The 11,173-nt window shown below is 68.7% G+C and carries 10 protein-coding genes and 1 tRNA gene; 7 read left to right on the forward strand and 4 right to left on the reverse strand.

Annotated elements, in window-relative coordinates:
• Nucleotides 1-41: 41 nt before the first annotated feature.
• The 3 genes from ACWF9G_RS27100 to ACWF9G_RS27110 all read right to left on the reverse strand — a co-directional run bounded on the left by ACWF9G_RS27100 (nucleotide 42) and on the right by ACWF9G_RS27110 (nucleotide 2,627).
• Nucleotides 42-455, reverse strand: a complete 414-nt coding sequence (locus tag ACWF9G_RS27100; RefSeq protein WP_452518720.1) for an arsenate reductase ArsC — start codon at nucleotides 453-455, stop codon at nucleotides 42-44.
• 132 nt (nucleotides 456-587) lie between these two features.
• The gene (locus ACWF9G_RS27105) at nucleotides 588-1,889 is read right to left on the reverse strand and encodes a D-arabinono-1,4-lactone oxidase (RefSeq protein WP_452518722.1); all 1,302 of its coding nucleotides are present in this window, start codon (nucleotides 1,887-1,889) and stop codon (nucleotides 588-590) included.
• A gap of 60 nt (nucleotides 1,890-1,949) precedes the next feature.
• Nucleotides 1,950-2,627 carry a TetR/AcrR family transcriptional regulator gene (locus ACWF9G_RS27110; protein ID WP_189026967.1) on the reverse strand — a complete coding sequence of 226 codons (678 nt, stop codon included), beginning with the start codon at nucleotides 2,625-2,627 and terminating at the stop codon, nucleotides 1,950-1,952.
• A 131-nt stretch (nucleotides 2,628-2,758) separates the two neighbouring features.
• Between ACWF9G_RS27110 and ACWF9G_RS27115 the strand changes: the two genes are divergently transcribed.
• From ACWF9G_RS27115 to ACWF9G_RS27145, 7 genes are all read left to right on the forward strand, one after another.
• Entirely contained in the window at nucleotides 2,759-4,258 is a 1,500-nt protein-coding gene (locus ACWF9G_RS27115; RefSeq protein WP_452518723.1) for an MFS transporter, read from the forward strand.
• Between the two features lie 110 nt (nucleotides 4,259-4,368).
• Entirely contained in the window at nucleotides 4,369-4,791 is a 423-nt protein-coding gene (crcB, locus tag ACWF9G_RS27120; protein ID WP_379309488.1) for a fluoride efflux transporter CrcB, read from the forward strand.
• Between the two features lie 37 nt (nucleotides 4,792-4,828).
• On the forward strand, nucleotides 4,829-5,218 hold the full coding sequence (gene crcB, locus ACWF9G_RS27125) for a fluoride efflux transporter CrcB (RefSeq protein ID WP_452518725.1): 390 nt from the start codon (nucleotides 4,829-4,831) through the stop codon (nucleotides 5,216-5,218).
• Between the two features lie 47 nt (nucleotides 5,219-5,265).
• The gene (gene pgm, locus ACWF9G_RS27130) at nucleotides 5,266-6,903 is read left to right on the forward strand and encodes a phosphoglucomutase (alpha-D-glucose-1,6-bisphosphate-dependent) (protein ID WP_379309490.1); all 1,638 of its coding nucleotides are present in this window, start codon (nucleotides 5,266-5,268) and stop codon (nucleotides 6,901-6,903) included.
• Nucleotides 6,900-8,234: an MFS transporter gene (locus ACWF9G_RS27135; protein WP_452518727.1), complete on the forward strand. Its 1,335-nt coding sequence runs from the start codon at nucleotides 6,900-6,902 to the stop codon at nucleotides 8,232-8,234. Before pgm ends, ACWF9G_RS27135 begins: the two co-directional genes overlap by 4 nt.
• Nucleotides 8,235-8,304: 70 nt before the next feature.
• Nucleotides 8,305-9,045 carry a DsbA family protein gene (locus ACWF9G_RS27140; protein ID WP_452518729.1) on the forward strand — a complete coding sequence of 247 codons (741 nt, stop codon included), beginning with the start codon at nucleotides 8,305-8,307 and terminating at the stop codon, nucleotides 9,043-9,045.
• 183 nt (nucleotides 9,046-9,228) lie between these two features.
• Nucleotides 9,229-9,304 (forward strand) — tRNA-Ala (locus ACWF9G_RS27145).
• A 68-nt stretch (nucleotides 9,305-9,372) separates the two neighbouring features.
• Here the strand turns inward: ACWF9G_RS27145 and ACWF9G_RS27150 are convergent.
• Nucleotides 9,373-10,503 (reverse strand): site-specific integrase, encoded by a 1,131-nt coding sequence (locus tag ACWF9G_RS27150; RefSeq protein ID WP_452518731.1) that lies wholly within the window; start codon nucleotides 10,501-10,503, stop codon nucleotides 9,373-9,375.
• Nucleotides 10,504-11,173 lie beyond the last annotated feature (670 nt).

The following is an 11,173-nucleotide window of genomic DNA, read 5'->3' on the forward strand; positions in this document are numbered from 1 at the left end:
CACGGGCGTGTGCTGTCGTCTTGAACGAATCGGACCCGATCTCAGCGCGCAGGAACGGGCACCAGTTCGGCGATGAGGTTGCCGATCAGGATCTGCAGGTGATCGCGAATGCCGCGGACCACCTCCATCGGCTGCCCGGCGGGATCGGCGAGAACCCAGTCGCGGTAACTGATTCCGGGGAAATACGGGCACACCTCGCCGCAGCCCATGGTGACCACCACGTCGGACACACCGACGGCGTCGTCGGTGAGCGGCTTGGGCCGTTCACCGGCGATGTCGATGCCGATCTCGGCCATCGCCGCGACGGCGGCGGGATTCAGCTCGGTGGCGGGCTCGCTGCCCGCCGTCCGCACCTCGATCCGGTCACCGGCCATCGCCCGTAGGAAACCCGCCGCCATCTGTGACCTGCCCGCATTGTGGACGCAGACGAACAGCACGCTGGGAGTGTGGGCCATGGTCGCCCTTTCGGCGCAGGGGCGAAGTGCTTGTGGCGCTTCGGGTATCGCCGACCATCATTCCATCCGGACGGGTGGGTGTGGGGTCGACCGGCCACTCTGTTGTCCGGCGGACGCCCGCGCCGCCCGCCGTCAGTCCAGCGGCCCGAGCACCCGGTGCACATAATCGTTGGCGAACACACCGGTGGGGTCGAAGCGGCGGCGCACCGCGTCGAAGCGGTCCCAGTCGGGGTAGCGGGTGCGCAACGTCTCGGCGGTCTGGAAGTGCCGCTTACCCCAGTGCGGCCTGCCCTGGTACCGGTCGAACACCGCCTCGCAGGCACGGAAGTACGGCTCCCACACCATGCCCTCGTACTGATGCACCGCGATGTAGCAGGTGTCGCGCCCGCCCGCGGGGGACAGGAACGCGTCGTCGGGGGCGACCCAGCGCACCTCGATCGGCATCGGTGTGTCGAATCGTTTTGTCACGTCGAGGATCTCGGTGATCGCGGCGCGGGCGTGCTCGCGCGGGATCGCGTATTCCATCTCGGTGAACTTGACCAGGCGCGGGCTGGCGAAGACCCGGTAGGACCGGTCGATCTTGCGGTTGTTGCTGCCGGCCTTGGTCGCGAGCCGGTGGATCGCGGGGACGGCGGCGGGAATCCGCCTGCCCACCTTGCACATTCCGTCGTAGAGGTGGTTGGAGAGCAGGACATCGTTGAGCCAGGCGCTCGCCCGGCCGCGCGGCTGCTCGGGCTCGGTGGAGCGGTTGCTCGACTTGGTCATCGCCACCTCGGCGCGCGCGAAGGCGAAGAACTCGAAATGATCGCTGCCGTCGGCGAGTTCGTCGAGGTTGTCGAGCACCTCGGCGATCGGGACCGGCCGCTCGACGAGATCGAGCACGAACGACGGCTCCAGCTGCAGGGTCACCGCGGTGACGATGCCGAGCGCGCCGATACTCACTCGCGCCGCCCGCCAGCCGTCGGGGTCGGTCTCCTCGTTGAGCTCGACCCGCGTGCCGTCGGCGCGCAGCACCTCCACCGAATGCAGCGCCGCGGAGATGTTGCGCAGCTTGGCGCCGGTGCCGTGGGTGCCGGTGGCGGTCGCGCCCGCGATGGTCTGGGTGTCGATATCGCCGAGGTTGGGGAAGGCCAGGCCGTGCGAGTGCAGCAGCGGGCTCGCCGCGTGCAGGGTGAGCCCGGCTTCGACCCGGACGCGACCGGTCGCGGTGTCGACCTCGAGCACGCGGTCCAGGCCGCCGAGGTCGATCAGGGTGCCGTCGGTGAGCACGGTGTCGGTGAACGAATGGCCCGATCCCGCGACGCGCACGGTCCGGCCCGCGGCGGCGGACTCGGCGACGATCTCGGCCAGTTCCTCGACGCCGCGCGGTGCGGCGACGACGGCGGGTGTGCAGCGCTGCTCGCCCGCCCAGTTCACCCAGGTGCTCTTGGTCATGCGTCCAACAGTAGAGGATCGACTGTGACGCGCGCTACTGCACGGGGGTGGAAGTACTGCTCAGCGGCGTCGGCCGAGGCAGCCCGCGGCCTTCGCCTGCTCGACTTCCTCGTCGGTCAACGGGTCGACGAGCAGGGGTCGACGCGGTACCGCGTCGGTGCGGACGCCGTTGAGCGTGATGGCCATATAGCGTTGCCAGACTTCGGAATTCACCGGCCCGGCGAACTCGGCGAACGCGTTGACCATGTGGATCAGCGCGAAGAAATCGGTGGTGGTGACATCGGGATGCACGGCGCCCGCGTCGCGTGCGCGGTCGACGATCGCCGCGACCGAAGGGCGGATCCGATCGCGCAGCTCGGCGAAGCGGGCCGGATCCTCCTCGAGCTCGAGCATCACTTCGCTGAAGCCCCGATTGGTGGCCAAGTGCTGGCAAGCGTCTTCGAAGAACTGGACAAGGCCCAGCCACGGGTCAGGATTGCGCATCGCCTCGTCGGCCGCGTCGGCGAAGTCGACCATGTGCTGGTCGAAGACCTCGGCGATGAGTTCCTTCTTGTTCGCGAAGCGGCGGTAGACGGTGCCGACGCCGACGCCCGCGCGCTCGGCGACGTCGTCGAGGGTGATCTCCAGGCCGTGATCGGCGAACAGTTCACGAGCGGCCGCGACGATACGTGCCTGGTTGCGGGCGGCATCGGCGCGCAGTCGGCGGGGTGGTGCGGCAGTCGTCGTGGCGTGATTCACAGGTACATCCTACCCATCGCTGGATTAAGTGGAGGTGGTTTCTCCGTTACTCTGGTAGCTTCGAATGAAGCGGAGGCGGTATCTCCGATTATGCCACTCACATCGAACCCAGCCGACTTACAAGGGGAGTTATGACCACCACACTCGAGACCGGGACGAAGAGTCCCGCGGCCGCGGATACCGGCCGCCGCGGGTCGCACGCCCTGCGCTGGTGGGTGCTTGCCGTGCTCGGCATCGCCCAGCTGATGGTCGTGCTGGACGCGACGATCGTGAACATCGCCCTGCCCGCGGCTCAGGCCGACCTCGGCTTCGGCGACGGTGACCGGCAGTGGGTCATCACCGGCTATGCCCTCGCCTTCGGCAGCCTGCTGCTGCTCGGCGGCAGGCTCAGCGACCTGTTCGGTCGCCGCAACACCTTCATCATCGGCCTGATCGGCTTCGCGGTGGCCTCCGCCATCGGCGGCGCGGCCACCACCTTCGAGATGCTCGTCGCCGCCCGCGTCGGCCAGGGCGTCTTCGGCGCGCTGCTCGCGCCCGCCGCGCTCTCGCTGCTGACGGTCACCTTCACCGAACCCGGTGAACGGGCCAAGGCCTTCGGCATCTTCGGCGCCGTCGCCGGTGCCGGTGGCGCGATCGGCCTGCTGCTCGGTGGCGCGCTCACCGAATGGGCGTCGTGGCGCTGGGCGATGTATGTCAACCTGATCTTCGCCGCCGTCGCGCTGGTCGGTGCCGTGCTGCTGCTGGCCAAGCACACCTCCAACGCGCGGCCCAAGCTGGACTGGCCGGGCACGATCACCGTCACCGCGGCCCTGTTCGGCATCGTCTACGGCTTCTCGCAGGCCGAGTCCGAAGGCTGGACCGCGCCCTCCACGCTGGCCTTCCTGATCGGCGGCACGGTGCTGCTCGCGGTGTTCGGGTGGCTCGAGACCCGGGTCGCGCACCCGCTGCTGCCGCTGCGCATCGTCTCCGATCGCACCCGCGGCGCGTCCTATCTGACCGTGTTCATCATGGGCATCGGGATGTTCGCGATCTTCCTGTTCCTCACCTACTACATGCAGCTGACCCTGCAGTACTCGCCGATCATGACCGGCGTCGCGTTCCTGCCGATGGTCGCGGGCATGGTGGCTTCCTCGACCACCGCGCCCTCCCTGCTGCTGCCCAAGGTCGGGCCCAAGGTCGTCATCAGCGGCGGCTTCCTCGTCGCCGCGGCGGGCATGCTCTGGCTGACCCGGATCGGCCTCGACACCGGCTACGCCACCCACATCCTGCCCGCGCTGGTGCTGCTCGGCCTCGGCCTCGGTGGTGCGATGTCGGTCGCGTTCCAGGGCTCGACCGCCGGTGTGGACCACGAGGATGCCGGCGTCGCCTCGGCGATGGTCAACACCAGCCAGCAGGTCGGCGGTTCCATCGGCACCGCGCTGCTGAGCACGATCGCCGCCTCGGCGATGACCGACTACGTCGCCGCGCATCAGCCGGGCCCGCTGACCATGGCGCAGGCCGCGATCGAGAGCTACACCACCAGCTTCTGGTGGGCGACAGCGACGTTCGTGCTCGGCGCGATCGTGATCGGCGTGCTCATGCCGAACACGGTGCCCGCTCCGGCCGAAGGCGAGCCGGTGCTGGCGCACTGACCCACCCGACGATGGCCCGGACCGACAATCGGTCCGGGCCATCGGCGTTCCTCGGCGTCTCGATACCATGAGCGACGACCACCGTCGGATCAGCAGGGGAGGGCAGCGCCATGACATCGCGGCCCCCGGCGCTCGATCCCGCCGTCCTCGCGGCGATCTCGGTGGGCGGCGGCCTCGGCGCGAGCGCCCGTTTCGCCGCCGGGCACTGGTGGCCGGTACATCCGGGGGAGTTCCCGTGGTCGACGCTGGCGGTCAATGTGTCCGGCTGCTTCGCGATCGGGGTGCTGATGGTGGCGGTCACCGAACTGTGGGCGGCGCCGAAACTGGTTCGCCCGTTCCTGGGAGTCGGTGTGCTGGGCGGGTTCACGACTTTCTCCACCTTCGCCCTCGAGCTTCGTACACTGATCGACACCGGTGCGGTGGGCACGGCGGTGGCCTATCTCGGCCTGTCGGTGCTCGCCGGACTGAGTGCCGTGGCCGTGGCCGTGATCGCGACCCGGTGGGTGGCAGGCGCCGGACGGCGGACCACGTGAATCCGAGGACGGAAGGGTGCCATCCGATGGTCGAGATGTGGGCTACCGCGCGGCGAGGCCGCCGATGACGGCGGCGCTCGTGCTGGCAGGCGGAATGCTCGGCGCCCCCGCTCGTTACCTGATCGATCGGGCGGTGTCCGCGCGCTTTCCGGCGGGGCTGCCATGGGGGACGCTAACCGTTAACATTGTCGGTTCGGCGTTGCTCGGTGGTCTGATCGGCGCGAGTGCGGGCAGTGCGCTGCTGGCGTTCGCGGCAACCGGCTTCTGTGGTGCGCTGACCACGTTCAGCACGTTCGGTTACGAGACGGTCCGTCTGGTGACCGAGGGCGCCTACGTGTACGCCGTGGGCAATGTCGTGATCAGCGTCGCGGCGAGCCTGGCCGCGGTGTACGCCGCCGCGTCCCTCACCCAGTGGTTGTGCGCATGATCCTCATGACCAGCCGCGCGCAGCCGACACGGAAGGGAACACCCACCATGGCCCACGATCGCGCCGGACGGCCAGCCCGCCCGACCGACCTGGTGGACATCGCCCACCTGGTCACCGCGTACTACAGCCGCGTGCCCGATCCGGCCGAACCGGGTCAGCAGGTCGTGTTCGGCACCTCCGGTCACCGCGGCTCCAGCGAGGATTGCGCGTTCAACGAGGCGCACATCATGGCGATCACCCAGGCCATCGTCGAATACCGCGCCACCCGAGGCATCACCGGTCCGGTCTATCTCGCGCGCGACACCCATGCCCTGTCCGAGCCCGCGTGGACCACCGCGCTCGAGGTGCTCGCGGGCAACGACGTCACCGCCGTGATCGACGCCCGCGACCGCTACACCCCGACCCCCGCGCTGAGTCACGCTGTGCTGCGCCACAATCGGGGCGGTACCAAGCATCAGGCCGACGGCATCGTGGTCACCCCGTCGCACAATCCGCCGCGCGACGGCGGCTTCAAATACAACCCGCCGCACGGCGGCCCGGCCGACACCAAGGCCACCGACGCCATCGCCGCCCGCGCCAACGAACTGCTGCGTGGCGGCCTTGCGGCGGTGAAGCGGGTGTCGCTGACGCAGGCGCTGAGCACTCACGTCCAGCGCTACGACTACCTCGACCACTACGTCGCCGACCTGCCGAACGCCTTGAACCTGGACGCGATTCGCGGCGCGGGCATCCGGATGGGCGCCGACCCGATGGGCGGGGCCAGCGTGGACTACTGGGAGGAGATCGGCCAGCGTTTCGATCTCGAACTGGAAGTGGTCAACCCGTTCGTCGACCCGACCTGGCGCTTCATGACCCTCGACAGCGACGGCCAGATCCGGATGGACCCGTCCTCCCGGCACGCCATGGCCGCCCTGGTCGGCATCAAGGACGACTACGACATCTCCACCGGCAACGACGCCGACGCCGACCGGCACGGCATCGTCACCCCCGACGGTGGCCTGATGAACCCCAACCACTTCCTGGCCGTCGCGATCGAATACCTGGTCGCGAACCGGATGTGGTGGGACGCGCTGACCAAGATCGGCAAGACGGTGGTCAGCTCGTCGATGATCGACCGGGTCGTCAACGTGCTCGGCCGCGATGTCTACGAGGTGCCGGTCGGGTTCAAGTGGTTCGTGCCCGGATTGTTCAGCGGCAGCCTGGCATTCGGCGGTGAGGAGAGCGCGGGCGCGTCGTTCCTGCGGATGGACGGCACCGTGTGGACCACCGACAAGGACGGCATCCTGCTGGCGCTGCTCGCCGCCGAGATCGCCGCCGTCACCGGTCAGACCCCGTCGGCCCGCTACGGCGAGCTGGAACGCCAGTACGGCAGCCCCGCCTACGCGCGCATCGACGCGGCGGCCACCAGCGCGCAGAAGGCCAAGCTCGCTGCGCTGACCCCCGACGCCGTCACCGGCACCGAGATCGCCGGCGAGGAGATCACCGGCATCCTCACCACCGCGCGCGGCAACGGCGCACCGCTGGGCGGTCTGAAGGTGACCACCGAGAACGCCTGGTTCGCCGCCCGCCCGTCGGGCACCGAGGACAAATACAAGATCTACGCCGAATCGTTCCTCGGCTCCGAGCATCTGACCCAGGTGCAGGCCGCCGCCGAGGAGATGGTGAATCAGGCGCTGGCCGAGTGAGCGCTCCGGCGAAGGTACGACTACCGGCCGAGATCTGGGTACTGATCGCGGCGGCCTTCGTCATCGCTCTCGGCTTCGGTCTGGTCGCGCCGGTCCTGCCGCAGTACGCGCGCGAATTCGGCGTCGGGATCGCGGCGGCCTCGGCGATCGTCAGCGCGTTCGCCCTGATGCGGTTGCTGTTCGCGCCCGCCAGTGGGCGGCTCGTGCAGAAGCTGGGCGAGCGGCGGGTGTATCTGGCGGGCATCCTGATCGTCGCGTTGTCGACCGGTGCGTGCGCGCTGGCGCAGACGTATTGGCAACTGCTGGTGCTGCGTTCGCTCGGCGGCGTCGGCTCGACGATGTTCACGGTGTCGTCGATGGCGCTGATCATCCGGGTGTCCCCGCCCGCCGCGCGCGGACGCGTCTCGGGGATCTACTCCACCAGCTTCCTGATCGGCTCGCTGCTCGGTCCGCTGGTCGGCGGCGGCCTGGCCGGTCTCGGGCTGCGCGCGCCGTTCCTCATCTACGCGGCCGCCCTGCTGATCGTGTGCGGCATCGTCTTCGTCGGCCTGCGCGAATCGCCGGTGCTCGCGATCGAGGAGGGCGCGGCCGCACCGGAATTCACCTTCCGGCACGCCTGGTCCGAACCCGCCTATCGCGCGGTCCTGCTGTCGAGTTTCGCCGGCGGCGCCGCGGTGTTCGGTGTGCGAATGGCTTTCGTCCCGCTGCTGGTCGTGGAGATTCTGGAGCAGGAATCGGGCATGGCCGGGGTGGCGCTGACCGTGTTCGCCGCGGGCAATGCCGCCGTGCTGTTCGTGTCCGGCCGGCTGTCGGACCGGTTCGGCCGCAAACCGTTCCTGATCGCGGGGTCGGCGATCTGCGCGGTCGGCACCGGCGTGCTCGGGTTCGCGCCCTCGCTGCCCTGGTTCCTGGCCGCCTCCTTCGTCGCCGGGGTGGGGTCGGGGATGTTCAGCCCGGCGCAGCAGGCGGCGCTGGCCGATGTCATCGGCGCTCGTGCGCGTGGCGGACCGGTGCTGGCGGCGTTCCAGATGGCGGCGGATCTGGGCACCGTGCTCGGACCGATCGGGATCGGCTGGGTGGCCGAGCACACCTCGTTCGGGGTCGGCATGGCGGTCACCGGTGGCGTGCTCGCGGTGTCGGCGGCGGTGTGGCTGGTGACGCCGGAACCGTCGCGGATCAAACATCCCGAGGACCCTGAGCACCCCGATCACGCCGGTGACGGCATCGACCCGCAGTGCACCTGCGACGGCTGCCCCGACGGCGTCCCCGTGGTGCGCACCGGCATGGTGTCGTCGCTGCGCCCGGTCGACTCTGACCAGCATAAACGGTAGATCCGCAGGTCAGTGAGGTATTTATCGGCCCCGGCGGCGAGCCTCCGGTGACTCGAGGCAAAGTGGACGGGTGAGCAGCGCCGGTTCCCAGCACAATCCCCGTCCCGTTTCCAGCAACACCACCTACGCCTTGGCCGCGGTGGCCCTCGTCGTGATCGGGCTCCTCGTGTTCGCCGCGTTCAAGTGGAACAAGACAGCGCCCACCGAAGTACGCAACGACGGCTACGGCGCCGTGCGCGAGCCCGCCGTGCTGGTCGCGATCCAGCCCGATGGCGTCATCCGCCTCGGCCGCCCCGACGCACCGAAGACCGTCGACATCTTCGAGGACCCGCTCTGCCCCGCCTGCGGCGTGATGGAAACGACCTTCGGCCAGGAACTCGCCCAGAAGATCGACGAGGGCAAGCTGGCCGTGAACTACCACTTCGTGGCGTTCCTCGACCCTCAGTCCAAGAGCAAGGACTACTCCACCCGCGCCATCGCCGCGAATCTCTGTGTCGCCCAGACCGGTTCGGGCCCCACCTACAGCAAGTTCCACGAGGCCCTGTTCACCACCAAGCAGCCCGACGAGGGCGGCGCCGACCTGAGTAACCCAGCCCTGGCCACCCTCGCCATCGAATCCGGCGCCCCCGAATCCGTCGGTCCGTGCATCACCAACGGCACCCAACTCGACGCCGCCCGCGCCGCCGCCAAGCAGAACCTCGACGACCTCGACGCCCGCACCGGCAACAAGGCCGCCACCCCCGCCATCTACGACGGCACCACCAAGATCGACTGGACCGACGAGAACTGGGTCCTGAACCTCGCCCCCTGACCCACCCGGCGTGAGGTTCGGCACATTCTACTCCGCCCCCACGCACCCCGCCTTCCACGCACGCCACACCAACCCCGCCCAAAACTCCACTTTTCTGCCTCCTACCAGCCGATTTGTTGTCCCTGATCGGCATGGTGTAACTTCATTCAGGCAGCAGCGAGAGCCGCTGAAACAAAAGAACACGGGGCTATGGCGCAGCTGGTAGCGCACCACACTGGCAGTGTGGGGGTCAGGGGTTCGAGTCCCCTTAGCTCCACCATAACAACAGGTCAGGCCGGGTTTCGAAGATTACTTCGAGCCCGGCCTGACCCGTTTCTCCCAACTAAGTCACAACAAATTCTGCGGACCGGCCAGCGCTCGGTTCAGGGCGTCCGCTGCGGCGCGGTGAGTGCGCCCCCGCGCCATGTAGTGACGCTGCGTCATCGCGGGGTCGGCGTGGCCGAGCACGTCGGCGGTGACCCGGGCCGACAAACCGGCGTCGTCGAGGATGGTGGCGACCGCCCCGCGGACACTGTGCGCGGTGATGTCGTCGGCGATTCCCAGCGCCTCTCGCACGCGTTGCCATTCGTGGCCGACGTTCTGCGGATCGCGCAACGTCCACCGTACCGATGGGAACACCAGGTCCGGTACCGCGACGGCGGGGTTGGGTGGGTCGATCACCCGGCGATCGGCGAGCACGGCCTGTCGGCGGGTCAGCATGGCCACCGCGAAATCCGCCAGGGCAATGGTTCCGCTGCGGTTCTTAGGGTCATCGCGTCTGACGACGCGCACCAGTCCCTGACCTCTGACCCGGACGACTTTGCCAGTGCATCGCAGGGTTCGAGCGGCCAGATCGATGTCTGGCCACATCAACCCGAGAACCTGGGAACGGCGCAGGCCAGTGGCGCTGAGCAAGGTCACCAGGTCGGCCAGGTCGGCGTTGTCGCAATAGTGGGCGACCGTCGGCGGGGGATAGGCCCTGATCGGTATCGACCGGTTCCGTTCGGCCCGTGAGAGTTTGCGCGGACAGGGCAGCGGGGAACTCCGGACCGCGGCGAGGATGAACCGCAGTTCGTCGACGGTGATCTCGCCGGCACCGCCGGTCCGTCCCTTGGGCTCGATGTTCCTCGGCGCCTGGGCTTCTCGGACCGGGTTGACGGTGAGTGCATCCTTTCGCACCGCGTAGCGGAACATGCCGGAGAGCACGGTGCGGCCGGTGCGGACACCCGACGGGCCCTTTGCCTGTCCGAGCTCGGTCAGGAACTCCTCGACCGACGATGTCGTCACCTCGAGTAGACGCCGGGCGCCGAAAGCGGCGGTGAAGAGCTCGGCCACCACGTCGTAGCGGATCAGGGTGCCCGGCGTGCGGTTCTGGGCGATGAGGTGTGCCCGGTAGATCAGCCACAGTTCCCGCACCGTCATCTCCGCTGAAAGCTCGCCCCCGAGATCGACCCGGATACCGGCTGCGGCGACAAGCACCGCGTTGAGGGCCCGTTGTCCAGTGCGGTCGGGGACCGATCGGCCCCGGGCGTCGAATCGGGGTGGTGACGTTCGGGTGAGGTCACGGCGTCGGCCCGACGCATCGCGGACCAGGACCCGGGCACGCCAGTGGCCTGGCAAGAGTTCGGTCAGCATCGGTTTGCCGGGTACCCCGAGCGGCCGGGCTGGGCGACCGCGTCTCACGACATGCCGCCGGTCATCAGCAGTCCTGGGCATCGAGCGCGGCGTCCAAGGCATCCAGGTCCCATCGCAGGTCCTTTCCAATCCGCCTCGGCCGAGGCAGCCATGGGTACTTGTCAGGTCGACGAGCCCACCGACGGAGGACCTCCGGGTGGACCTGGATGTGTGCGGCCGCAACTTTCGTGGTCGCCCATCGGCGCAGCGGTGGCTGGATTGGGGGTGCCGGTTCAGCAGACACCGCGACCAACTCGACGGGGGCCGACTACTTTGCGAGGCACAATCGGATCAGGTAGTGGTTCAGCGGTTCTGTCGCAACGCCGGTGTGATGGTTGGCCATCGCTCAACCAGGAATCGAGGGTGTCGACGCCGGTGGTCTGGTAGTGGCCGAGCAGATGCCCCCGGGCGAAGTGATTCCACACCGACCTCGGGGGAAACTCAGCGCGCCAGAGACTGCGAGCAGAACAATCTA

This window comes from Nocardia sp. NPDC055029, assembly GCF_053608525.1.